This window comes from Levilactobacillus lindianensis, from assembly GCF_003946095.1.
GTDB lineage: Bacteria > Bacillota > Bacilli > Lactobacillales > Lactobacillaceae > Levilactobacillus > Levilactobacillus lindianensis.
On the sequence record NZ_RHOD01000004.1, the window covers coordinates 103,569 to 126,942 of the forward strand.

At 48.5% G+C, this 23,374-nt stretch carries 24 protein-coding genes; 8 read left to right on the plus strand and 16 right to left on the minus strand.

The window, feature by feature from the left end:
- The first annotated feature begins 61 nt into the window (after positions 1–61).
- Complete coding sequence (locus EKM70_RS02620) at positions 62–1,546, plus strand: MDR family MFS transporter (protein WP_125544964.1); 1,485 nt, start codon at positions 62–64, stop codon at positions 1,544–1,546.
- Positions 1,546–2,271, plus strand: a complete 726-nt coding sequence (locus EKM70_RS02625) for a DUF4811 domain-containing protein (RefSeq protein WP_125544966.1) — start codon at positions 1,546–1,548, stop codon at positions 2,269–2,271. Before EKM70_RS02620 ends, EKM70_RS02625 begins: the two co-directional genes overlap by 1 nt.
- A 354-nt stretch (positions 2,272–2,625) precedes the next feature.
- Here EKM70_RS02625 and EKM70_RS02630 read toward each other — a convergent pair whose 3' ends face one another.
- Positions 2,626–2,859, minus strand: a complete 234-nt coding sequence (locus EKM70_RS02630) for a MerR family transcriptional regulator (RefSeq protein WP_225416360.1) — start codon at positions 2,857–2,859, stop codon at positions 2,626–2,628.
- A gap of 184 nt (positions 2,860–3,043) precedes the next feature.
- On the opposite strand from EKM70_RS02630, the gene EKM70_RS02635 reads away from it, so the two are divergent.
- Positions 3,044–3,748, plus strand: a complete 705-nt coding sequence (locus tag EKM70_RS02635) for an AzlC family ABC transporter permease (protein WP_125544970.1) — start codon at positions 3,044–3,046, stop codon at positions 3,746–3,748.
- Entirely contained in the window at positions 3,739–4,062 is a 324-nt protein-coding gene (locus tag EKM70_RS02640; RefSeq protein WP_125544972.1) for an AzlD domain-containing protein, read from the plus strand. The genes EKM70_RS02635 and EKM70_RS02640 overlap by 10 nt, the downstream gene beginning before the upstream one ends.
- 46 nt (positions 4,063–4,108) lie before the next feature.
- On the opposite strand, the gene EKM70_RS02645 is transcribed toward EKM70_RS02640, so the two are convergent.
- The 5 genes from EKM70_RS02645 to EKM70_RS02665 all read right to left on the minus strand — a co-directional run bounded on the left by EKM70_RS02645 (position 4,109) and on the right by EKM70_RS02665 (position 8,177).
- Positions 4,109–5,365, minus strand: a complete 1,257-nt coding sequence (locus EKM70_RS02645) for a uracil-xanthine permease family protein (protein ID WP_125544974.1) — start codon at positions 5,363–5,365, stop codon at positions 4,109–4,111.
- A gap of 219 nt (positions 5,366–5,584) precedes the next feature.
- The gene (locus EKM70_RS02650; RefSeq protein WP_125544976.1) at positions 5,585–5,983 is read right to left on the minus strand and encodes a hypothetical protein; all 399 of its coding nucleotides are present in this window, start codon (positions 5,981–5,983) and stop codon (positions 5,585–5,587) included.
- Positions 5,984–6,174: 191 nt separating this feature from the next.
- Entirely contained in the window at positions 6,175–6,951 is a 777-nt protein-coding gene (locus EKM70_RS02655) for a DUF1003 domain-containing protein (RefSeq protein ID WP_125544978.1), read from the minus strand.
- Positions 6,948–7,841: an RluA family pseudouridine synthase gene (locus tag EKM70_RS02660; RefSeq protein ID WP_125544980.1), complete on the minus strand. Its 894-nt coding sequence runs from the start codon at positions 7,839–7,841 to the stop codon at positions 6,948–6,950. Before EKM70_RS02660 ends, EKM70_RS02655 begins: the two co-directional genes overlap by 4 nt.
- A gap of 18 nt (positions 7,842–7,859) precedes the next feature.
- Positions 7,860–8,177, minus strand: a complete 318-nt coding sequence (locus EKM70_RS02665) for a glycine cleavage system H protein (lipoate-binding) (protein WP_125544982.1) — start codon at positions 8,175–8,177, stop codon at positions 7,860–7,862.
- Positions 8,178–8,310: 133 nt separating this feature from the next.
- Between EKM70_RS02665 and EKM70_RS02670 the strand changes: the two genes are divergently transcribed.
- The gene (locus EKM70_RS02670) at positions 8,311–8,496 is read left to right on the plus strand and encodes a hypothetical protein (protein ID WP_125544984.1); all 186 of its coding nucleotides are present in this window, start codon (positions 8,311–8,313) and stop codon (positions 8,494–8,496) included.
- A gap of 71 nt (positions 8,497–8,567) precedes the next feature.
- Here EKM70_RS02670 and EKM70_RS02675 read toward each other — a convergent pair whose 3' ends face one another.
- Complete coding sequence (locus tag EKM70_RS02675) at positions 8,568–10,814, minus strand: ATP-binding cassette domain-containing protein (protein WP_125544986.1); 2,247 nt, start codon at positions 10,812–10,814, stop codon at positions 8,568–8,570.
- Between the two features lie 179 nt (positions 10,815–10,993).
- The gene (gene recQ, locus EKM70_RS02680) at positions 10,994–12,775 is read right to left on the minus strand and encodes a DNA helicase RecQ (RefSeq protein WP_164506306.1); all 1,782 of its coding nucleotides are present in this window, start codon (positions 12,773–12,775) and stop codon (positions 10,994–10,996) included.
- A 170-nt stretch (positions 12,776–12,945) separates the two neighbouring features.
- On the opposite strand from recQ, the gene EKM70_RS02685 reads away from it, so the two are divergent.
- Together EKM70_RS02685 and EKM70_RS02690 are read left to right on the plus strand one after the other, a co-directional pair.
- Entirely contained in the window at positions 12,946–13,410 is a 465-nt protein-coding gene (locus tag EKM70_RS02685) for a MarR family winged helix-turn-helix transcriptional regulator (RefSeq protein ID WP_125544990.1), read from the plus strand.
- Between the two features lie 63 nt (positions 13,411–13,473).
- Positions 13,474–14,880 carry a C69 family dipeptidase gene (locus EKM70_RS02690; protein WP_125544992.1) on the plus strand — a complete coding sequence of 469 codons (1,407 nt, stop codon included), beginning with the start codon at positions 13,474–13,476 and terminating at the stop codon, positions 14,878–14,880.
- 47 nt (positions 14,881–14,927) lie between these two features.
- On the opposite strand, the gene EKM70_RS11340 is transcribed toward EKM70_RS02690, so the two are convergent.
- The 8 genes from EKM70_RS11340 to EKM70_RS02725 form a co-directional block, all read right to left on the minus strand.
- The gene (locus tag EKM70_RS11340; RefSeq protein WP_157054407.1) at positions 14,928–15,083 is read right to left on the minus strand and encodes a hypothetical protein; all 156 of its coding nucleotides are present in this window, start codon (positions 15,081–15,083) and stop codon (positions 14,928–14,930) included.
- A gap of 169 nt (positions 15,084–15,252) precedes the next feature.
- A complete protein-coding gene (locus tag EKM70_RS02695; protein ID WP_125544994.1) occupies positions 15,253–16,329 on the minus strand; it encodes a hypothetical protein in 1,077 nt (358 codons plus the stop codon).
- 188 nt (positions 16,330–16,517) lie between these two features.
- Positions 16,518–19,052, minus strand: coding sequence for a M1 family metallopeptidase (locus EKM70_RS02700; protein ID WP_125544995.1), 2,535 nt, complete (start codon positions 19,050–19,052; stop codon positions 16,518–16,520).
- Positions 19,053–19,272: 220 nt separating this feature from the next.
- On the minus strand, positions 19,273–19,464 hold the full coding sequence (locus tag EKM70_RS02705; protein ID WP_125544997.1) for a hypothetical protein: 192 nt from the start codon (positions 19,462–19,464) through the stop codon (positions 19,273–19,275).
- A 354-nt stretch (positions 19,465–19,818) separates the two neighbouring features.
- Positions 19,819–20,148, minus strand: a complete 330-nt coding sequence (locus EKM70_RS02710) for a hypothetical protein (RefSeq protein ID WP_125544999.1) — start codon at positions 20,146–20,148, stop codon at positions 19,819–19,821.
- Between the two features lie 168 nt (positions 20,149–20,316).
- Positions 20,317–20,826 (minus strand): hypothetical protein, encoded by a 510-nt coding sequence (locus EKM70_RS02715; RefSeq protein WP_125545001.1) that lies wholly within the window; start codon positions 20,824–20,826, stop codon positions 20,317–20,319.
- A gap of 167 nt (positions 20,827–20,993) precedes the next feature.
- The gene (locus EKM70_RS02720) at positions 20,994–21,470 is read right to left on the minus strand and encodes a flavodoxin (protein ID WP_125545003.1); all 477 of its coding nucleotides are present in this window, start codon (positions 21,468–21,470) and stop codon (positions 20,994–20,996) included.
- 127 nt (positions 21,471–21,597) lie between these two features.
- The gene (locus EKM70_RS02725; RefSeq protein ID WP_125545005.1) at positions 21,598–22,074 is read right to left on the minus strand and encodes a flavodoxin; all 477 of its coding nucleotides are present in this window, start codon (positions 22,072–22,074) and stop codon (positions 21,598–21,600) included.
- A gap of 334 nt (positions 22,075–22,408) precedes the next feature.
- Between EKM70_RS02725 and EKM70_RS02730 the strand changes: the two genes are divergently transcribed.
- Positions 22,409–23,233, plus strand: coding sequence for an endonuclease/exonuclease/phosphatase family protein (locus EKM70_RS02730; protein ID WP_125545007.1), 825 nt, complete (start codon positions 22,409–22,411; stop codon positions 23,231–23,233).
- Positions 23,234–23,374 lie beyond the last annotated feature (141 nt).

Consider the following 23,374-nt stretch of genomic DNA (forward strand, 5'->3'; position numbering starts at 1 on the left):
AAGATGCAATCCTGCGTATAGTTGTTTTCAGACTTAATTTTATAAAAAAGAGGGAATTCACTTGGGCAATGCACTTGATACCAACGGCAAACCTTATAACCGTTCATTACTGGTTATCCTCCTGCTAGTGGGGACGTTTTGTACCGTTTTAAACCAAACAATTTTAACTACCGCCTTTCCAACCTTGATGAAGACGTTTGATGTGACAACATCAACGGTTCAGTGGTTGACGACCGGTTTCTTACTGGTTAATGGTATTATGATTCCAATTAGCGCGTGGTTACTAACAACTTTCAGTTCCAAATGGCTGTACATCTCAGCCATGTCTACATTCTTAATCGGAACGATCACCTGTTGGTCGGCCGTTAACTTTCCAATGCTTCTGACGGGACGTCTGATTCAAGCCGTCGGTGTTGGGGTTTCGATGCCACTACTGCAAACGATGATGCTGACCATCTTCCCCGCTAACAAGCGGGGAACTGCCATGGGCCTGGCCGGAATCGTTATCGGACTGGCACCAGCCATCGGGCCAACTCTTTCTGGTTGGGTGATCGACAACTGGACTTGGCGCGACCTCTTTGGCATGATTATTCCAATCGTCGCCATCGTCATTCTAGCCAGCTTCTGGATTATGCGCAGCGTCTTGGAGACGCACAAATCCCCACTTGATGTGCTGTCCGCAATTCTCTCAACGATTGGATTCGGAAGTATGCTCTACGGTTTCTCTTCCGTTGGGGACGACGGTTGGGGAAGCCTCACCGTGCTCTCAACCTTAATTATCGGTTTTGTTTTCGTGGGCTTATTCGTCTGGCGTCAACTCGTCATGGACGATCCATTCTTAAACTTCCGAGTTTACAAGTCCAAAGAATTTACGATTGCCGCTATCCTGAGCTCTGTGGTTAACATGGCCATGGTTGGTGTCGAAATGGTTATTCCCCTTTACCTTCAAATGGTCAAGGGCATGTCCGCCTTCCACTCTGGTCTGACGCTGTTAGCCGGGGCCTTAATGATGGGGATCATGAGTCCCATTACTGGCCGAGCCTTTGACCGCTTTGGGGCCAAGCACCTCGCAACGCTGGGGATGTTTCTCCTAACCATTGGGACCTTGCCATTCGTTTGGATTACGCAGGATACCTCGACGATTTACATCGTGGTACTCTACGCTATCCGGATGTTTGGGATTGCTATGGTAATGATGCCATCAACAACTGCGGGGATGAATGCCTTGCCCGCTAACATGATTAGTCATGGGACCGCCGTGAACAACACGCAACGCCAAGTGGCGAGCTCCGTGGGAACGGCCATCCTGGTCAGTGTCTTGACCAACGTGACCAAGAACAGCATGCCTGCTAAGCACGTCTTGACAACCAATCCTCTGAGCTATGCCAAGGGGGCTATCGACGCCACACTATCCGGTTACCATGCCGCTTTCGGAATTGCCATCGGCTTCAGTGTCGTCGCACTCTTTGTTGCCTTCTTCTTAAAGGGTAGCAACCACTCCGTTCATTTAGCGGACGAGGACACCCAACAAGGAGGTGCCGCCTAATGATTTTAGTAACGCTCGCATTATCCGCAGTTCTCGCGTTTATCTTCTTTATCTATATCGACAACCGAACCGTCAGCAACATCTTAACTGGCCTCGCCATCTTATCGTTACTGACTAGTATCTTCTTCATGATTCGCAATGATCATTACCACTTCGGCCTGCATAACGAATCAACAACACGTACGCAAAAGATCTACTCCGCTTCGCCTTCTAAACAACTACCAATGATGATTTACCAATCTGTCGGAACGGCTGACAAGCATCGGGTCTACGTTTACAAGACCAGTGCCAACGCCAAGAAGGCCACTCACACCGCCGCTAAAGTGACGACCACCAACATCATCAAGCGGACTTCCGGGGCTAACCGGATGGTGACAAAGAAGGTCTACCGTGAATTCAAGAACGGCTCCAGTCGCTTTTGGTTCGGTCTGACCGGTAACGGCCATCAGTACGTAAAGGAAACAAATACTATCTACTTGAACAAGTCCTGGACGGTCCTCAGCACCACTCAGGCTAAAAAGCTTCAAAAAATGGCAAGCACCAAGAGTTTCCAAGCCAAACAAAAGGCCGCAGCAATGACCTACGTGAAATCCAAGGTGATGGCCGCTATGGTCAAGAATCCAACGATGTCCCCAGCAGAACAGAAGAAAGTTACCCAAGCCGCCGCAGCTGAATACAAAGCGCAAGCAATGCAACAGCTGATCAAGCAAATTAAGGCCAACTAGGATAACTGAAGAAGTCGCCATTCCAGAGAGGATGGCGACTTTTTTATGGCCTAAATTGACGTTCAAAACAAGATCCTCTATAGGATAATGATGTACAAGGCAGGTGCTGCCACTGCCCCTCCTCCAGTAGCACTCATGACGGCAAACTTTAACCAACCCGAAGAACTCAAAATGCTAGAACCCGGCCAGTAACTTGTCACTGGCAATTATTGACCGTCACCAGTATTGCCGGTCAACACTTAGCCGCAGGCCGCCTTTCGGGCTACGACACTATCTTTTCAACCTACAAAAAAATTGCAGTCCACGAGGGCTGCAATTTCAGGGGTACTCCTATGACGAATACCAAGCTTAAATTTAGTTCACTTGCGTTAGCCGCGTCTGTGCCTTACGACACCGTGGCATTAATCCGGATAGGTCTTCTAAAGACGTCCCGTTATCCTGAAAACATTGAATCATATCGATCCAATACATGTCCGAATCATCGAATTGGGTTGCAGAATGGTCAGCGCCTAAGAGGCCCATGGCAACGTATTCTTGAATTCGGCTGGCGTCCACCTTCGTGGTCTGAGCCAGTTCAGTTAAGTTCATCTCCATCATCTTTCCCCCGCTTTCCTCGTGGTTGATGAGAGTATCATACAACCGTCAATCCTAAAAAGCAACCTTTTGTTTTCGCCCCTGATCATTTGCCCAGGATTAGTGGTTTACGGGCCCCGGCCATAGCGCTAAAATAGAGAAATCAACTTATTTTTAATGACGAAAGGAACGTGTTTGGATGGATTCTTCATTAACTTTCAGAAGTGGCATCAAGGACGTCCTCCCCACTGTCTTCGGGTACATCGGCGTGGGCTTAGCCTTTGGCATCGTGGCTCACACCAGTCATTTAGGACTTTGGATGGTCGCCGGACTTTCCTTTATCGTGTATGCCGGGTCCGCTCAATTCATCATTACCAGCATGTTACTGGCTCAGGACCCCATTACCTCGATCATCCTATCCACCTTTCTCGTTAACTCCCGGATGATTCTCATGAGTACTAGCTTGGCTCAGTATTTTCGGCACGAATCACTGACCCGTAATATTCTCTTGGGGTCACTGGTAACCGATGAAACCTTTGCTCTGGCGATGAACAAACAGAACCACACGGCGGGTAAACTCAGCTTTGCCTGGCAGTCTGCGGCCAACCTCATTGCCTACCTGGTCTGGGGGGTTGCAACTCTGGTGGGAGCCTACTTAGGGGGCCTGATTAAGAACCCTGATCAATTTGGGTTCGACTTTGCCCTCACGGCCATGTTTATTGGTCTGGTTTATCTTCAACTCATCAGTGATCGTAAGCTGGGAGTTCGCCTACAGTTGTTGGTCATGGCCTTTGTTGCCCTCATTTACTACTTTGCGATTGGCTTGATTAGTGAAAACATGGCCCTCCTCGTCGCCACTGCGGCCGGCTGTCTCTTTGGAATGGAGATGAAGAAATGTCGTTAACAGAACTCTGGATCATTCTTGGTTGCGCCGCGGTGACACTCTTGTCCCGGGTTCTCCCATTCGTCTTCGTTAAACAGCTCCAAATGCCTGAATGGCTTCTGAGTTTCCTCACTTTCGTCCCGATTACGATCATGACTGCACTTACCTGTCAGGGCCTCTTTATCGCCCATCCTGGGCACCTGGCCACGGTGAACTGGGAAAATCTCTGGGCCGCCATCCCTGCTACCATTGCTGGCATCCTCACCAAAAGTCTCTTAGCCGTGGTGGTGGTCGGCATTGCCGCGATGGCTTGCTTGCGCTACTTTGGCCTCTAATAACTAATAAAGGGAGTCGGAAATTACACCGACTCCCTTTTTCTATTTAAACGTCTTTAGGCAACACTAGATTGAGCACAATTCCCAAGACTGCCGCAACAGCTAGGCCAGAGAATTCGTACTGACCAACCTTTAGGTAGGCGTTCCCAATGCCAATTACCAAAATTGCCGAGGCAATCATGAGATTACGCTTTTTATTAAAATCGACATGCTTTTCAATCAAGATCCGCAGACCACTCGAGGCAATCACCCCAAACAGGAGAAAACTGATTCCCCCAATGACTGGGTTCGGAATGCTCTCGATCAAGGCACTCAGCTTACCAACGAAACTGAAGATAATGGCAAACGTCGCCGCCCCAATCAGCACGTAGACGCTGTGCACCCGAGTGATAGCGAGGACACCCACATTTTCCCCGTAGGAAGTCACGGGAGGCCCACCGACCAGACTGGCCACAATCGAAGCCAGGCCATCTCCAGCGAGCGTGTGATGCAGACCAGGGTCCTTGAAGAAGTCCCGATGCGTCAATTCATTTAATACCGTAATGTGCCCGATGTGTTCCGTCATAGTGACGAAGGCAATCGGTGCCAGACTCAGCACTGCGCCCCAATAGAAATGTAGCGGGTAACTGACTCCGGGAAGCTCAAATTTGGGTAATTGGAACCAAGCGGCATCCAGAACCGGTTGAAAGTTAACCAGACCGGCCATCACCGCAATGAGGTAACCCACCAGAATTGGAACCAACGCTAGAAACCCTTTCAGGTAGAGGTTGAATCCCACCGTCAGGAGTAGCGTGGCCATTGCCACCGCGAAGAACTGCCAGTGATAGGTTCCCTGACTATCAACCGTCGCCTTCTGAGCAGCGCTTCCCGCCAAAGAAAGTCCAATAACCATCACCATCGGCCCGACCACGATGGGTGGCAAGGCCCGATTAATCCAGTCCGATCCGATGAGCGCCACGAGCAGCGCTACGATCAGGTAAACCAGTCCGACGGCCATTGTCCCTTGGGCAATACCCGGATAACCAGTCGTCTTCATTAACGCAATCATGGGCACAATAAACGAAAAACTCGACCCCATATACGCCGGAATCTTTCCCCGAGTAATTAAAATGTACATCAAGGTACCGACCCCGGAACTAAAAAGTGCAATCCCAGGATTCAACCCCACCAGAATAGGCACCAAGACGGTTGACCCGAACATGGAAAATAAATGCTGTAACGATAAGCCGAACCACTGACCCCAGCTGGGGCGCTCCCAAATATCAATCAGGGCGTCCGGGTTGCGATAACGCTGTGTTGGCATGTTCCTGACCCTCCAGTCAAATTATAAAAAAATAGCGGACACATTCCGTGAGGAAGCGCGTTCGCCAATTAGCCCGGCAACTTATCGCCAGGAATCGAACCCTTCACCGCCTCACGGGACGTTGTTAAAGGAACTAAATTTTTATTAGTATACTGGTTGAAATGCCGGCGTGTCAAGCGTTATCGCTTTGCCCGTTAAGCTCTTAAGCCAACAAGTCAGTTAGTCGGTGACCATCCGCCAGTTTCCTTCACTGGCCTTCGAAATATCGTTCAAGAACTTCAGAACGCGTTTAGCCCGGTCTGGCTGTTGCTGGTGAAGAAGGTTCAAACCTTCACCCGTGATCAACGGATCACTTAGCCGGAAGTCACCATTGCTAGCATCGTCAGTAGCGAAAGCCACCACCGTCTCTCCTGATTCGATCTGTGTCGTCAGGAAGAACATCGTAAAGTCATCATCAGCAGTCATATAGGCGGGCATTGCCCAGATATTCGGGGCAATCTCCTGCATCTCACCGTCAAGAAACTTGAACTCCTTATGATTAGCCTGCGTGACCGGTTCCTTGAGAACCAACATCATCTGGCCAAATTCGGCATCGCCGAGTTGAATATTATCCTTCATCTGTTACAACTCCTTAAATAATCTATGAGGATCGTTAATAAAAAGTGACCATCAGTCATAAAGGTCCCCCATCCCCGATTGCACAACCGGTGGAACGGCGGACTTTTATTTTAGACCTAATAAAGCCGCATTAGCGGGCCAGCTTGACGGCCACGCGTTGACCAAAGAACAAGCCAACAACAAATAATGCACTAGCTGTGATCCACGTCTTCATGGGGCGACTCCCTTCGTGTGGTGGTCGAACTCCCGTGTTCCTGGGTTCGTAACTCACCTAATTCTTGGCGAATCTCACCAAGAATTTCTAATTGAAACCGGGCAATCTCCATGGTATGTGGCACCTGGTTCTGAGCCAGATGGTCCACCTTCGCATGGAGTAACCGGAGTTCATGTTCCGACTTCAAATTTACGTGATAGTCGTTTTCAGCCATCATGCGGTCCCGATCAGCCGACCGGTTTTGACTCATCATGATGATGGGGGCTTGAATGGCCGCCACACAACTAAGCACTAAATTTAACAGAATGAAGGGGTAGTTGTCAAAGTTGATGCCAAATAAATGGAGTCCGTTGACAATCATCCAGGCCAATAGCACAAACATAAAGGCGAAGATGAATCCCCAAGACCCACCAAAGTGGGCCACGTCATCTGAAACTTTTTGCCCAAAGGTCAAGCTTTCCGTCAACGTTTCATTTACATCGACAATATCGTAGTCATCGCTCTGTAAAGCTTTGGTTAGCTTGTTATTAATTTTTTTAGTCTGCTTGAGATCGGCATTAATCATGGCATCGACATGTTCCAACCGATACTTGAGTAGATGATGTCCACAAATATAGTCTCCCGGCTGGGACTGAGGAAATTCACGTTTGACCCGATTTCGCAGGCCAACATCGAGCTCTGCCAATTGGAGACTCGTTTCTAGCGAGACCGGTTCCCCATCGACGAGGCAGGTCACTTGATTGTCATTTGTCATTTTGACTCACTCCTTAGTGCCGTCACTAACGCTTGCCAATCCGTTGGAAATGGGCTAACAAACTTGCGAAGTTCTCCGCTAAAGGGATCGGTAAAAGCCAATAGCCGGGCGTGTAAGGCCTGTCGATCAATGGCGGGATTGGCTGGACCATCGTACAGGTCATCCCCAATTAACGGGTGACCAATCGCGGCAAAGTGGGCGCGAATCTGATGGGTCCGCCCTGTATGTAATTGCACCTCAACCAGCGTGGCGGAAGCAAAGCGCTCACGGACCCAGTACTCGGTTAAGGCCGGCTTACCATCCGGTGATACCATCTGGTTAAAGCCACCGGGATCGCTAGCTAGTGGCGCATCAATTGTGCCATGGTCGTCTCTGACTTGGCCACTCACAAGGGCAAAGTAGCGCTTCTGAAGTCGTTTGTCGGCCTGCATCTGACTTGCCAGACTATTGGCTAGCCGATGCCGGGCTACCCAGACCACCCCACTTGTGAAACGGTCCAGCCGCGTCAAAATATGTGGGACTTGATTCTCGGCAGCAATCGCTTGCCAGTGTCCCTTGATCCGATTCACCAAGGTATCTGTTCGATTGGCTGGACCGGGAACCACGTTGAGACCCGCTGGTTTATCCACCAGGAGCCAATCGCGATTCTCAAAGATGACGTCGATAGGAACATCGCTAGTAGCCACGCTATCATCAGCCACTTCAGCTGGCAAGTCCACCTGAACCGTATCCCCGACCAGGAGGTCAACAGCTGGACTCGTCTGTTCACCGTTAACGCGAATAATTCCCTGCGCCTTCAAGTCACTGTAGACACGGTGACTGAGGCCTTGTTGATTCAAAAACTTCTTCATGCTCGATACGGGTGCCTGCACCCGCCAAGAAAGTTCCATCGTTTGTTTGCCCCCTACCTAGTCATCGACAATGTCTAACAGCCAATCGCGTTCATCGTTACGATGATCAAGCCACTCGAGATGATCTCCCAATTCGTGGTTAATCCGAACGATTCGCCCGGCGAAAGGTGCCCGGAGCACAAGACTATCCTTAGCACCCTCGACCGTCATGAATGGTGTCCCAAGTTCTAAGTTACCCGACTTAACCAACCACGTCATCCGTGTAACTGGTCCTAGAAGTTCGCGGCCATCATCCGCAAAACCGATGCGAATGACTCCCGCCTCCTGGGGTGCTAGCCACAGGGCATTGGCGCTTAGTTCTGGTTTATCAATCATTCCTGTCACCCCTCACCTTTGTCTGACTTCTCATTAGGTTTCATTTTAACATAGCCCCATTATCCCCGGGAATTATTTACCACCTCTTAACCTAAAATGAGTATAATAGGAGCAATAAGGGGGTGTGGACACCATGATGATGTCACACAATAGTCTTACGGGGACGCTGATTTTAATTACCGGCGTAATACTCTTGATTTTTATCGCGATCAAACTCTATCCAGCCATGAAGAAAGACCACGATGCCACAGTACTCTTGGCCATCTTCTCCATCATCGCCGTTGCCCTAGTTGGCATGGGCGGTTGGCTCTGCATCTAAGCTTTGATCCACTAAAGGTCTCAACACAATGACTGACCGTCGTTGCGTTGGGACCTTTTTCATCTCTTCACTTATTTCAAATACTGCCCCGTGACCGAGCGTTCAACAGCGGTAACGCCCGCTACCGGTCCACTATATAAAATCTCGCCACCCTTAGACCCACCATCTGGACCAATATCAATCAGCCAGTCGGCACTGCGCATCACATCTAAATTGTGCTCGATAACAATCACCGTATTACCACGATCGACCAGACGATTAATAATCCCGATAACAACTTTAATATCGGCCGCATGGAGGCCCGTGGTTGGCTCATCTAGGATATAAAGATTCCCCTTCTTATTCAATTCTTTGGCAATTTTCAGTCGTTGACCTTCCCCGCCAGACAGTGTGCTGAGGGGTTGACCTAGGGCCAGGTAGTCCAAACCGACCTCTTGTAAGTGGGCCAGTTTCTTCGCCACTTTCGTTTCGGCAAAGAAGTTACCAGCTTCTTCGACGGTCATGGCCATGATTTCTTGAATATTCTTCCCCCGAAGTTGGTATTGTAACACCTGGGGATCGAACCGCCCGCCATGACAGACTGGACATTCAATCGTGGCGTTTTCCATAAAGGAAAGATTCAGTTCAAGGGTTCCTTTCCCCTGACACTTGGGACAAGCCCCCGCCGAATTGGCACTGAACAAACTGTCACTGACACCATTAGCCGTGGCCAACTGCTCACGAATATCGTTGAGCACGCCCATGTAAGTGGCTGGGTTCGACCGACTATTGGCATGTAGGGGCCGTTGCGTAATCTGAATAGCTTCGGGATGTTCTTGCGCAAAGACCTGTTCGACCAAAGTACTCTTACCAGAACCGGCCACCCCGGTGATGACGCTGAAGAGCCCCTTGGGAATCTTCAAAGCCGCATTTTTCAAATTATGTCGCGTGCTGGGTTGACTCACTAGAAAGTCTTGCGGTTGTCGAGGAGTCGCATTAATCGATAAATGCCGGTTAAGATACTGGGCTGTCAGGGTGTCTGAGTCACGTAAAGCGTCATAGGTTCCCGTGAACATCACTTGACCCCCGTGAATTCCGGCCCCTGGTCCCATGTCAACGACATAGTCCGCTACCTGAATCACATCCGGATCGTGTTCGACCACGAGAACCGTATTGCCCTTATCTCGCAGCCGGCATAATAGGTCATTTAGACGGTGAACATCTCTTGGATGGAGGCCCGTACTGGGTTCGTCCAAAATGTAGAGCATCCCCGTCAGACTATTTGCCAGATACTTCACGGTCTTCACCCGTTGCGACTCGCCACCAGATAAAGTGGTCGTTTCTCTGGTCAGGCTTAAATAATCTAAGCCCACATCGACCAGTCCTTGGACTCGCTCGCGAATACCAGCAATCAGTCCGGCCATCGGCGCCTCATCAAAGGTGTCCAGCACCTTTAACAGGTCGTCGAGCTGTAGCGCTGTGAGATCATAAATGTTATAGCCGTTAATTTTTGCGGCCAACACTGACGGGTTAAACCGCTTACCATCACAGGTTGGGCAAGGTTGCATCGTCGCAAACTTCTCAATTTTCTTGCGAGCCGCATCGGTATTACCTTTACCGTTTTTCAAGTTCTGCCGCGTAAATTGACGAACCAAACCTTCAAAGTTCACATTGAAGATGGTCTCCTTAAAGGCAACCGTAACTGGACATTCACCATTTAAGAGCCGTTCTCTCGTCTCTACGGAGTAGTCCGCCACTGGTAGATCCAAATCAAACCAACCGGTAGCCTTTAACGCTTGAAACTGAAACCCCTTGGGCCCATATCCTGGTAATTGAATGGCTCCTTCGGCAAGTGAAAGTGAATCATCCAAGATTGCCGATTCATCGATACGATAAGTCCTGCCAATCCCCTCACAGTCGGGACACATCCCCGCTGGATCATTGAAAGAGAAGGCATTACTCCCTGCTCCATACTGGGGGCGGCCAAAACGTGAAAACAGAATACGAAATAGTGCACTGATGTCACTAACCGTTCCCAAAGTGGACCGAGCATTACCACCAAGTGGTTTCTGATCAATCACGATGGCCGGTGATAAGTTGTGGACCGCATCCACATCCGGTCGGTGGTAATGCGGTAGGTACAGCCGCGTAAAGCTGTCATATGTACTGTTGAGCTGACGACCAGCCTCTTGAGCAATCGTCTCGAAGATAATCGATGACTTACCAGAGCCCGACACCCCGGTAAAGACGGTCAGTTGATTCTTGGGAATCTTCAAACTCACATTCTGCAAGTTGTTCTCCCGGTCATTAACAATCTCAATAAAATCCGAATTAGTCATCTTGGACCTCCTCACTAATCCCTAGCAACACAGCTAAAACAGCGTACCACAATTTAGTTTACCGTCAAAGTAAATTGACTTATGAATCACCGCCATATGTGCCTCCATCTAACGGTAACAAAAAGGGCGGCCGAAACCTAGTTCTAGCCGTCCTCGAGATTCATTATTGGCAGCTGTGATTAAGCGTCCTTAACTGCTAGGAATCCCCGAATCTCATTCATAAATTGTTCACCATACTTGGCTAACTTGCTTTGCCCCACACCCTTGACCGCGAGAAAAGCCTCGTCCGTCTGGGGTTGGTCCGCACACATGGCCCGCAACGCCTTATCCGAAAAAATAACAAATGGTGGTACGTGTTGCTGCTCAGCCAGCGTATGCCGCAAACCACGCAACCGCTGGAAGAGTTCGTCATCCACGGGTGCCAATCGCTTAGCCTGACGTGCCATCTTACGATAGACCTGGGTCTCACCGCGCAAGACATCCGCACCCGCCTCGGTCACCTGAAGCGTTGGATACTGACCGCCCACGGCATTGAGGTAGCCCGTTGCGGTCAAGAAGTCGATCAACTCACTGACCGACTTCTGCCGTTGTGAGGCCATGATGCCATAGGTTTTCACGTCTTCCAGATGATTCTCGCGAATGCGCTGATTATTTGAGCCTGTGAGCACCTGAGCCACAATGCTCTTGCCATAACGTGAGCGAAGTCGCATCACGCAGGACAGGACCTTCTGAGCGTCTAGGGTGATGTCCTGTTGCTTGCGGTCATCACGACAGTTACTACAACGACCACACGGTTCGGACTTCTCCCCAAAGTAGGCCAGGATGAACTGTTGGAGACAGTCCTCGGTATTGGCATACTGGCTCATCACCTGGAGCTTCTGATACTCCCGTTGCTTGTGATCATCGTCTCGTTCGGATTGGTCGATGAAAAAGTGTTGAATCTGCAAGTCCTGCGTCCGAAAAAGGAGGATTGCTTCACTAGGCAACCCATCCCGACCGGCCCGGCCGGCCTCTTGGTAGTACGCCTCCAGCGTGCCAGGAACCTGGGCATGGATCACGAAGCGCACGTTACTCTTGTCGATCCCCATTCCAAAGGCATTGGTGGCGACCATCACCTGAATCCGGTCATAGAGAAAGTCCTCTTGATTCTGGCGACGGGTGTCATCATCAAGGCCAGCGTGATAAGCAGCGGCCTTGATATGGTGCCGTCCGAGCATTGCCGTCAGCCGCGTCACTTCTTTACGGGTACTAGCATAGATGATCCCTGTTTCCCCTTCATTTACTTTCAGATAATCTAAAATGTAGCGATCGGTATCTTGGTCTTTAACCACGGTCAGATCCAGGTTGTCCCGAGCAAAACCAGTATTGACCTCATTTTGGGGATCGATCTTGAGTTGCTGACAGATGTCTGCTGCCACCTGTGTCGTGGCTGTCGCCGTGAGAGCGAGAACCTGTGGTTGCGTCGGTAGCTGCTCGATGGCGGTACTCAGCGCTAAATAACTGGGCCGAAAGTCATGGCCCCACTGTGAAATACAGTGCGCCTCATCCACCGCTAATAAATCAACAGGCAACTGTCCCAGTGCTGCCAAGAAAGCGGCAGAGTCGAGTCGTTCAGGTGCCACGTAAAGTAGCTTGTAATCTCCCCGATGAAGTGCCGCCAGCCGATCTTGAATCTCCGGCCACTCCAGCGAACTGTTAATAAAGGTCGCCGGTACGCCGCTATCATTTAAGGCATCCACTTGATCCTTCATCAGCGAGATTAAAGGGGACACAACAACGGTAATCCCATTGAAGAGCAACGCCGGAATCTGATAGCAAAGCGACTTACCGCCACCAGTGGGCATGATTGCCAGACTACTCTCACCTGAAAGGACATGTTCAATCACGGCCCGTTGTCCTGGCCGGAAGGTGTCGTACCCGAAGGTCGTTTTTAAAATTTTTTGTGCAGCCGTTAAGTCCATCAATGCTTACTCCTTTTAGTCACTGGTCCCATTTTACTGGCAATTGGTCGACCTGACAACTAATGAATTTATTCGGTAAACGGCAAAAATGGTTGACAGCTAAGATCAATTCGCCTATAGTAAACTAAATTGTGTACAACCAAATGACAGAATATTAGGAGGAATCAGGTATGAACGTGTCCGATCAGTCGTTGGCCAATCAACTTTGTTTTGCGCTCTATCGCGCCAGTCGTCTCTACATCAAGCTCTATCAACAAGCCCTCCAGCCATTCGCACTGACGTACCCGCAATACCTGGTTCTTCGCATGTTGTGGGAGGCTGATCATCAGCCGCTCCACACCTTAGGCAATCAGCTCGACTTTGGAAGCAATACCCTGACGCCCCTCTTACGCCGGATGGAACAACGCGGTTGGATTCAACGGCGCCCCGTTGCCACCGATCGGCGCCAGCTGATCATTCACCTAACCGATCAGGGTCGCCAGGCCCAAGCGCCAGTCAGCCAAGCCATTCAACAGCTGACTGCCCAGCAGCAACTATCAACCGCTGAAGGCCAGTTGGCTCTGATGGAAAATCAGGCTATTATCGCCGATCTCCAACACTTGCTGGCTCACCAGTCGATCATTAAAGAAAAATGAGGAACCCCTTCAATTCCCCTAGTTATCAATGCTATAATGTTGATCAAAAGGAGTGCTGCATTCATGGAAAAAAGAATAAAAGGCTCATGTACAACGATCTTAGTCGGTAAAAAAGCTTCACTAGATGGTTCCACTATCATTTCACGGAACGATGACGGTCACGAGGCGCTTGATCCTGAACGCTTTGTTGTTGTTAATCCTAGCGACCAACCGACCAATTACAAGGCGGTTATCAGTGGGGTTGAAGTTAAGTTACCCGATAACCCGTTACGTTACACCTCTATTCCTAACTCGATTCTGACCAACGGTATCTGGCCAGCCGCCGGTATCAACAGTGAGAACGTAGCCATGTCCGCAACTGAAACGATTACCACGAACTCCCGTATTTTAGGGATCGACCCTTACGTTGCCGGTGGTATTGGTGAAGAAGACCTCGTGACTCTGGTTCTGCCATACATTCATAGCGCCCGCGAAGGTGTTGAACGTTTGGGTAGCCTGCTAAGGGACTACGGAACCTACGAACCAAACGGGATCGCCTTCTCCGATCATGACGAGATCTGGTGGTTAGAAACCATCGGTGGTCATCACTGGGCTGCCAAGCGCATTCCTGACGACGCTTACGTCGTGGCCCCTAACCGGATGAACATCGACGACTTTGACTTTGCTGCCGATGACACGTTGGCTTCTGACGATCTGGAAGATCTGATCGCCAAATACCAATTGAATCCTGACTTTAAGGGTGTTAACCTGCGTCACATCTTCGGGAGTGCTTCGACTAAGGATACGGTTTACAACAACCCACGTGCTTGGTTCGGTCAGAAGTACTTCAACCCAGAAATCGAACAAGACCCACAAGGCCAAGACTTACCATTTATCTGCCATGCTAACCGTAAGATTTCCATCGAAGACGTCAAATTTGTCTTGAGTTCTCACTATGAAAACACGAAGTATGACGTTTATGGTCACGGCTCCGAAGACGACAAGAAGCTCTTCCGTCCAATCGGAATCAACCGGAATCATGACGTTCACATTTTACAAATCCGGAACAACGTCCCAGAAAGCATTGCCGGGATTCACTGGTTAGCCTTCGGCGCCAACACCTTCAACACAGTTGTACCGTTCTACGCCAACGTCGACGATACACCCGCTGTTTACAAGGATGCCGATGGTACCTTCAACATGAACCACATGTACTGGCTCAGCTGTACCGTTGCCTTATTGGGAGACACCGACTACGACCTGTATGTCGACTTCCGAAACACGTACGCTCTGCAAGCAATGTCAGCTTATCGTGAAATCCAACACGCCACTGACGCCGCCATCCAAGATGGTGCTGACGTAAAGTCCACGTTGAAAGATGCTAATGAAAAGCTGTCACAGGAATCCTTCACTCGGACTACGAAGTTATTGGGTGACATGGTCACCTTTGGTTCCGAACACATGAAGCTTCGTTACAATTTAAATGACTAATTGAGACTACCTCATGGCTCGTTTTCCATTTCGGGAAGCGAGCTTTTTTAGTTTTCTTGGCACCAGTTATTATCTCGTAAACGCGTGCGGAAGGCTTCCATGGCCCAAGTCACCCGGGCCTCATTGGTCAAGGCGAGCGGTGGCGTTGGCAGATCTTGGGACTTAATCGGAACGGGTGGAATGGATGGCTGAGTCTTAGTCATGTGGTGCCTCCTAACGGCTAATTTAATCTTTCTTGTCAGTATAACTACCTTAGCCCATAGGCGTATAGGGGCCAACGCCAACTCCCTACAAGTCTTACAATGGAACCGGCACCAATGCCAGCCTACCGGATCAAAAAAGGATCGGAAAATTCCCGAGCCACTCGCCAGCCTAAAAGGTCAGCTCATATTCAAATTTTAATTTCTTGTAGTAGTCTTGCTCAATAAGATCGGTCGGACGCACGTCGCCACCAGGCTTATCGAAGTAGGCGACTCCCGCCAACTTCAGCATTTTATAGACAAACTGGGAACAGAACATGATGTTGGGCTTGGCCGAATGTTTGGAGACGAGACCGACCATATTGTAGGCGCTCCCCTCGCGGTTAATCTCGGCAATCTTATCAATCACAAATTGTTTCTGGGCCCTGGTCACCGGTAAGCTATAAACCAGGATGGACGCCCCTGCCTTCTGATGAAAGAACTCCAGCGTTTCGGCATTCATTCCCGGCGGATAGACGTTGTCACCCCCGTTATAGCTGATGATGGTCGCCAGATCCCGATCAAACGCCAAGGACACGTGGTTAAACTGCTTTCGCGTCACCACCGAAATCATCTCACTGGCGGCACTCCCAGTATTAGAAACCGCTAAATAGAGCCGTTGATCATCTAAAGTGGCCGTAGCCGCCTCGAAATAGTCATCGGTCAAGGTGCCATGATTGATGTAATGGGTCGCACTATGCCGTGGTAAATCCGCCAAAATCGTCTTGAGATGGGCCACAGAAACCTTGTCCTTGGCATCGGTGGTTGCCACCAATACCGACCGCAATTTATCGGTATCACGCCGCATTTCATCGAAGCTCACCGTGGCAAACTCCTCAACCGTCGGCAGATAGAACGCCGTCTGGTTGTTCGTCGTCACGAATCGTTCTACCCAAAGTGGGAAGAGCAGCATCACCACGCCCAGTGCCTTAGCTGGAAAGTACATCAACGTTTGGCCCCGTAACGGAAAGACACCAACCGAGACAAAGACGATCTGCAGAGCTAGGAGGAGTCCATAAATCCCGATGAGTCCTAGTTTTGCCCCCTTAGGAAATTGGGCCAGAACTGTCCGCATGATCATCACTGCTGCCAAGTAGACATAGACGATGATCAGAATTGGTAGATTACCTAAGAGAAACAGGCTCACCAGGAGAATCCATCCCATCCCCTTAATCTGAATCGATTGAAAATAGTTTAGCAGTTCGGTCATGCTGGTCTCCTTACCTTTTGTCAAATACGAAGGGACCTCCGCGGTGTTCCGCCGGAGGTCCCCACTTGCTTCAAAGTTATTCGCTCACATTGGTAAACCCAGTATACCATAGACTGTCGCGTTTCAAATGGTCATTTTCAGTCACAAAAAACGAGAATCCCTAATGGATTCCCGTTTCATTTTGTTTATTATTTAACAGCTTCGGCAACCGCCGTCGCAACAGACGCCTTTTCAGCTTCAATCAAGTCCACGCGACTCTCGATAACCTTGATATCCATCTGAATTTCACGCGTCAAACCTGGTGTATTAATCTTAGGTTCAAAGAAAGCCTTGAATTCAGCCAAACGTTCTGGCGTCCGGAAGATGCGAGAAATGAAGGTGATGAAGGTACTGAATTCCATATCCCCACCAACTGTGTCTTCCAGCCATTGCCAGTCGGTCCGAATCCAATCCCAGGCCGCCTGTTCACCCCGATCATTGCGCAGAACACCATAGAACCATGACCGCAAGTCTTGAGGCTTCACGGTGTCGGTATCTTCAAAAATACCAACTAAACGCGTAATTTGCTCCGGATCCGTCGTGGCCGTTACCGCGTAGGTCAGGTCAGACTTGTAGCTGGCATTACTGGTTGCCCGGTAGGCTGCCAGTAAGTCACCAATTAAGGCAGCACTACCGAAATGCTTAACTTCGTTACGAATAATCAGGAAACGCGTCGAGGCTGGTAAGCTCTCCAAGTGGTCCCTGTTAGTCGTAAATAAGTCGTGCGCCGCCGCAACCGCTGCTGGGTTTTCAGCATATAGAGCTGCACTCAGAACCGTTGGTCGGATTAACTGGTCATCGAGACTATCAGAGTCGCGATCGCGCCAGCCCAAACGAGCAACTTGACCGGCACTCAGTTGGTCGAAGTAAGCCTTCACTTGGGTCTCTTCAGCAGATCCTGGTGTAACGAATTTCTTCAACTCGCCGGCAATAGCGTACAGTGACGTCGCCACCAACGTTGACTGGTTATCGGCAAAACGCGTCAACAATGGCACTAAGGTGCCGTAGGAAATCTGACGGCCCTCGGCTAAGAGCTGGAGGTCTTGTAGAATTTGATGTTGGGTAATGCTGTCAAAGTCATCGACATGGTCCAGGATGTCTTGGAGCAACGTGTCGTCGTAAGCCACGATGAAGTGAGAGTTGTTGCCGACATTTAAGCGGAATGGCTTACCACTGGCTTGGTGTAATTGGGCGTAATCCCCAACGACAACCTCGTGGTCCTTTAAGAGGACGGGAGCGGCATCGTAGTTGCTGTTCAATGGCACTTGCCATTGACGACCAACCTCTTTGCCTTCGCCGATAAAGAACTGTTTCTGTGATAAGGTCAATTGACCGTCAACCACCTTAGCGGAAACGACCGGATAACCAGGCTGCTCCAACCAAGAGTTCATGATGGCACCGACATCCATCCCAGAAGCTTCGCCTAAGGCAGCCCAGAGGTCATCCCCCGTAGCATTGCCGTAGTGGTGTGCCGCAAAGTAAGCCTTCAAGCCCTTACGTAAGGCGTCGTCACCAATCAGTGTCCGGACCATGACTAACATCCGGGCACCCTTGGCGTAAACGATGGCACTGTCAAAGATGGCGTCAATTTCGGCGGGGTCTTCAACCTGAACATGGACGGGTTGAACCCCATCCGTTGCATCCCGTTGAAGGGCCATAGGAACATCGGACGTCTGGAACATCTCCCAGACATGCCAGTCGGGTTCAATGGCGTCGATCGCGACGTACTCCATCATGTTGGCAAAACTTTCGTTAAGCCATAGGTTGTCCCACCACTTCATGGTGACGAGGTCTCCGAACCATTGGTGCGCCAGTTCGTGGGAGATCACGGTGGCGACTAACATCTTCATATCAGGCGTCGTGTTGTCAGGGTCTAAGACCAGGTAAGCTTCCCGGTAAGTGACCAGCCCCCAGTTCTCCATGGCACCGGCTGAGAAGTCCGGTAAGGCCAGTTGCCATGAATGTGGCAGTGGATATGGCGTCTGGTAGAAGTCTTCGTAGAATTCGATCGAACGCTTGGCAATGTCTAAGGCAAAGTCGAGTTCGTTGGCTTGATGTGCCTTCGTGGCAAAGACCCCGACCTGAACCCCACTCTTAGTGGTGGTTAACTTGCTTTGGAGATCCCCAAAGGCAAAGGCAATCAGGTAGGTGGACATCCGAACCGTGGTGTCAAAGATGTGGACGCCATTTTCAGTCTTCACTTCTGGCATGTTACTGATAATCGTTTCGCCTTCGTGTTCGTCAAAGCTGATGGCCAGGTCAAAAGTGGCCTTGGCTTCGGGTTCGTCGACACATGGGAAGGCCTGACGAGCAGCCGTCGTTTCAAATTGTGTCCCGATAATCTGCTTTTTCTCGCCGTTTAACTCGTAGTATGAAGGGTAAATTCCCATCATGCTGTCGGTCAGGGGGGCGGTAAAGGCAATCGCCACGGTCGTTTCCCCGGTCTTACCCAGGTCGATATGGATGCCTTCACTCTGGTCATCAAAAGTAAATGGAACGGCTTGACCATCGGCAGTTACCGATTGAATGGTCATAAACTTCTGGTGAACAGAAATTTTATTTTCCAATGCGTCACCGGTAATGGTGGACGTCCCGGAGATTTCTTTGGTTTCGCGGTTAATATTTAACGCGATATCGTAATGGTTGGGTTGGAACATCTGATAAAAGTGTGTGGATTTTGTCATGATTTCCTCCTTAAATTATTAGAATAATCTCATTATACACTTTTGCTCCCTTAGTGCCACGTGAGACGGTGGATCTTTTTTAGATGTGAAAAGCTGTTGGCAACAACCACTTCCGCTTGGTTGTTACCAACAGCTTTAAAAGATCATCAAAGGACAGTTAATATCATCATTTACCCAATCAACTTGTCCTTCCCTAATGCCAGTATTGATTTATGGGCTCTTATAAAAGTTTATGCATACCTTTCATGCGATTGATGCTATCCGGATTTTTCTGGTAAAAAGCTGCAATCTTTTTCTTGGCATCACTGACATCATCACCATAAACAACCTCTCGGATATATAAAAATAATGCAGCATTCTTAATATGCCTATCATCAAACGGATCATCCAGATTATGTCCACGTTGTAACACACACTTGATCTGGTTCTGGAGATGAACCTCTGTGTTCTCTCTCCACCATTATTTTTATCTGCATCAGATAACCAAGCTCGTTTTCCTGGCTTCCCCAGTTCAATTCTTTTTCTTTCCTGAAGCCCTTCCTCATACCGATCGTATATTTCTTCAGATGCGGGAGTTGTTTTGGGTGCACTTTCTAGCAACTTCAATACGTCTCTTAAGGATTTTTTTGTTTCGATGATAATCGATCTCCTTTTAAAAAAGACTTCTTTTTAACATTTATCTTCCATCAACGATTGGTTTATTTCAATAAAGTCATCTTCACTGGAGTCACTACCCCACTACCCTCCAAGTACCTCTTTATTGGCTTTAGTTGTGTCGCCGTTTAATGGTAATTTCATATTCTTCAATCTGTTGTTTTTCCTGAATCAAGTGGTCCGCCACCATGTGGTAAATAATTACGGCGTCCTGTTCGAGACTGAAGACATCATAGATATCGCAAAGTGCGGGTAACCCGTTGGCCTTGGCATAAGTATTACACTCCTGAAGCAAAGCCACCGTTTTGTCCTCGACTTTCTCGTCCACATCATGGTCGTCATTCAAAAGATAATCCACGGTGTACTCTCCCATGTTCTCGTAGAGCTTCAGCGCATACGTTGTTTTCTGCATCTCACCAAGGGTAATGATATTAACTGCCATTATTTAACCTCCGATTCGTTGACCCCAACAGCCACCAAAGAAACCGAAACGCCCACTCACCTCGTCTTTCACTCTCTAATATACGCCGATCTTTGCTTTTGTCAACTAAAAGGAGAACTAAAGGTGACGAGTGCGATAATAAAAAAAGAAACCCGTTGCTGGGTTCCGTTAAAGTAGATCATTCAGTTCTAATTGATTCACAACTTCGGCCGCAAACTTTTGCAAAGTCGTCTTCGTTTCTGCACTCTCTTCCACTGCCACAAAATGATCCAGCGTGTCAGATATTACCGACTCAACCGACACGACACGGCCATTCTGTAGTGTGTAGAGTGCCAATCGCAAGACAAACTTGACGGCGGCCCCATTCTTTACAAAATTAGCCCCAACGCCAACTCGGATGTTCTCCTTCAATTCGGTAATCTTAGCTTCGATATCATTGGCGATTTGAAACTTAGGCCGCAATGCGCCGGCTGAGACCGCATCGCTCTGATCAACCTTAACGGGCAGACTGAGGACTTTGTCCCACTCGGTCTCACCCCACTGATCATAAGTTGCCATGATCGCCTTCGACAAGACCTCTCCCTTAGTGAAGTTGATATTATTTTGTTTTTGGTAGATCGCTTTGAGTTGTTCTAGCATTTCTGCTGTCTCATAAGCGATTCTGATTTGTAATTCCACGCCGATCACCTCACCTGAACAGTACCAAACTTCCTCATCGTCGTCAACAGAATGGCTAATTTATATCTCCTTCTATGACGGTGACAAACCTAATTCGTTTAAAAAGGTCTAATGAAAAAACATAGACCTCTTCCAATTGAATAAGCCTATGCTCCAACCATTTTCTATTAAGCCTTGCTGGACCACTTCCGAATCTCCTGAGCTGTCACACCACTCGTGAACCGCCGCCCATCACGCCAGTTGATAGCAGGATAGTCCACCCGAAGTTGGTGAACTGCTTCATCAATCGCTGAAGAATCGGACGTGCAGAATGGCAAAACCGTCTTGTCTGACAGGTCCACACTATCTAAGAACGTATCGATTGGCCGTGGTGCGGTTGCCCACCACAGAGGAAATCCTAGATAAACTACAGTTGCCTGGCCTACCGCAACACTGTCGACTGGTTCGATAGCTGGTCGGACGTAACCACCATGCATCTCATGATAGCTTCGGCTATCGTGGTCGGTCCAATCTAAATCACTTGCCGAATAGGCCTGTTGCGGCTTAATAGCGATCAATTTGGACCCAGTAGTCGCCGCGATCTTCTCCGCGACGGCCTGCGTATGACCGGTGTTAGATAAATACAACACAACTGATTGTCCCATTACTAATGCCTTCCTTCCATTTTTAATCTACGCCTTAGTTATACACCCTTAGCGTTACTCTAAGTCAATTGACTGCTTCCGACGTTAAAAAGGACCTCGGCAAGGTACACCGAAGTCCAATCGAAATCTATTCTTCTATAGCCCAATCTTGAATCTCGTCTCGGGTCAGGCTACTTGCGAACCGACGCCCCGTATGCCACCGAATATCCGGGTAATGTTCTCGCAACTTGACAATTGCTTCTGCAATCGGCGTACTTCCGGACGTACAGAACGGATGAACATCCTTGCCCGTCAGATCCACATTGTCTAACAACGTGTCAATTGGCCGTGGTACCGCCGACCACCAGAGTGGAAACCCCAAAAAGACGGTCGTTGCTGACGCAATCTTTTCGGAATCAATCGGCTCAATGGCTGGTCGAATCTTGCCGGCGTGCATCTCTTGATAGCTCCGACTCGTCTGGTCTTCCCAATCGAGGTCGGCTGGCGTATAAGGCACCTTAGCTTGGATACCAACGAGTTCTGAACCCGTCGTGGCTGCGATTCTTTCCGCTATGGCCTGCGTGTGTCCCGTATTCGAAAAGTACAATACAATAGATTGTCCCATCAGTAGTCCCCCCGATATATTTTCAAACCTCTAACTCAGTTATACACCACTTAGACAGTTCTGGGGGAATGTTTTTAAGAATTTCAAATCTATACATTATTTTTCAGAGACAAGTAGTTTAATTAGAATCAATTATACCCATAAACATCAGCAATGAATTTTCTTCACAAAAGACACTGAGCTCGAAAAAGCTTTCAAAGTACTTACACACAAAGAAATTTCATATTATTATATGAGTATACAATTAAACATTCGCCAAAGTATGACTCAACTAAATAAATTTTACGTTTGAGTTTTAATTTCAATATTATATTTCACACAAAGGAGAACGAAAATGAAAAATTACGATACCCTTAAAATCTTAGAATGGAACATCAATCAACGCTCATCTGGAAAAAAGATTCCAGCCTACGTTGCAACTGAAATCTTGGCAAAAAAACCAGATGTCATTGTCTTGGTCGAGTTCAAAGGATACAATAATGCACGCTGGCTTACAAGCCAACTTTCCAATTATTTTACTCAATATTATGATAGCGTTCCTGACTCATCTGGTTACAATACTGGTCAAGGAATTTTTGTCGGCTTAATATCATCGAAGTTTAAAAAGCCTACTAAATATGATGTATCATACGCAACTGCCCAAATTCAGCCAAATTGGTTAAAGATTCATAGCACCTTGAAAGATAATCAGAAACTAGATATCATCGGCGTACGAATACAAGTTGATGATTCAAGCCTTAGTGGTCTTCGAGGTAGAAAGGAAGAAATAAAATGGTTGTTAGAGCAAAACAAAGACTGTGAACGTCAGTTCATAGTTGGTGATTGGAATTTTGGCCCTCACAGAACTGATTATGTCCCTGAATACAAAATAAACTGGCAAGATATTATTTATTTGATAAGAGACCTGGGATACTTGAAAACTGACTATTCTCCATATTCTCCAAATGGAACAAGCTTTAAAAATTTTCGACTAGACTGGCTTGTTACGAAAGGGGTTTCTGTAAATACTTCCTCAGAATATAATAAACTGGATTGGGGATTTGCACAGAATAATTCGAAAAATTACATCAATGGCTATATGATTCCCGAGGGATATTTTGTAGCAGACACTCCACCCTACCCTGATCATGCTATCTTTACCGCAGAAATCAACTTATAACTGCAGATTTTCACTGACCTTGAAACTGTTTTGACATACAAAGAAGGCTTCAACCAAGCTAATTATGCACTAGTCCCTGTCAAGTTGACAGCTGAAATAATATAATTTTTAGTATTGCTTAGGCGGCTTCATCGCGGTATT

Coding starts and splice junctions, on each gene's coding strand:
- EKM70_RS02665 (WP_125544982.1), bottom strand. CDS start 8,177: ATGATTGATAAACCAGAACTAAGCGCCAATGCCCTGTGGCTAGCACCC.
- EKM70_RS02640 (WP_125544972.1), top strand. CDS start 3,739: ATGTCGTTAACAGAACTCTGGATCATTCTTGGTTGCGCCGCGGTGACA.
- EKM70_RS02635 (WP_125544970.1), top strand. CDS start 3,044: ATGGATTCTTCATTAACTTTCAGAAGTGGCATCAAGGACGTCCTCCCC.
- EKM70_RS02725 (WP_125545005.1), bottom strand. CDS start 22,074: ATGGGACAATCTATTGTATTGTACTTTTCGAATACGGGACACACGCAG.
- EKM70_RS02645 (WP_125544974.1), bottom strand. CDS start 5,365: ATGCCAACACAGCGTTATCGCAACCCGGACGCCCTGATTGATATTTGG.
- EKM70_RS02685 (WP_125544990.1), top strand. CDS start 12,946: ATGAACGTGTCCGATCAGTCGTTGGCCAATCAACTTTGTTTTGCGCTC.
- EKM70_RS02730 (WP_125545007.1), top strand. CDS start 22,409: ATGAAAAATTACGATACCCTTAAAATCTTAGAATGGAACATCAATCAA.
- EKM70_RS02695 (WP_125544994.1), bottom strand. CDS start 16,329: ATGACCGAACTGCTAAACTATTTTCAATCGATTCAGATTAAGGGGATG.
- EKM70_RS02670 (WP_125544984.1), top strand. CDS start 8,311: ATGATGATGTCACACAATAGTCTTACGGGGACGCTGATTTTAATTACC.
- EKM70_RS02710 (WP_125544999.1), bottom strand. CDS start 20,148: ATGGCAGTTAATATCATTACCCTTGGTGAGATGCAGAAAACAACGTAT.
- EKM70_RS02690 (WP_125544992.1), top strand. CDS start 13,474: ATGGAAAAAAGAATAAAAGGCTCATGTACAACGATCTTAGTCGGTAAA.
- EKM70_RS02720 (WP_125545003.1), bottom strand. CDS start 21,470: ATGGGACAATCAGTTGTGTTGTATTTATCTAACACCGGTCATACGCAG.
- EKM70_RS02625 (WP_125544966.1), top strand. CDS start 1,546: ATGATTTTAGTAACGCTCGCATTATCCGCAGTTCTCGCGTTTATCTTC.
- EKM70_RS11340 (WP_157054407.1), bottom strand. CDS start 15,083: ATGACTAAGACTCAGCCATCCATTCCACCCGTTCCGATTAAGTCCCAA.
- EKM70_RS02650 (WP_125544976.1), bottom strand. CDS start 5,983: ATGAAGGATAATATTCAACTCGGCGATGCCGAATTTGGCCAGATGATG.
- EKM70_RS02630 (WP_225416360.1), bottom strand. CDS start 2,859: ATGAACTTAACTGAACTGGCTCAGACCACGAAGGTGGACGCCAGCCGA.
- EKM70_RS02660 (WP_125544980.1), bottom strand. CDS start 7,841: ATGGAACTTTCTTGGCGGGTGCAGGCACCCGTATCGAGCATGAAGAAG.
- EKM70_RS02700 (WP_125544995.1), bottom strand. CDS start 19,052: ATGACAAAATCCACACACTTTTATCAGATGTTCCAACCCAACCATTAC.
- EKM70_RS02655 (WP_125544978.1), bottom strand. CDS start 6,951: ATGACAAATGACAATCAAGTGACCTGCCTCGTCGATGGGGAACCGGTC.
- EKM70_RS02675 (WP_125544986.1), bottom strand. CDS start 10,814: ATGACTAATTCGGATTTTATTGAGATTGTTAATGACCGGGAGAACAAC.
- recQ (WP_164506306.1), bottom strand. CDS start 12,775: ATGGACTTAACGGCTGCACAAAAAATTTTAAAAACGACCTTCGGGTAC.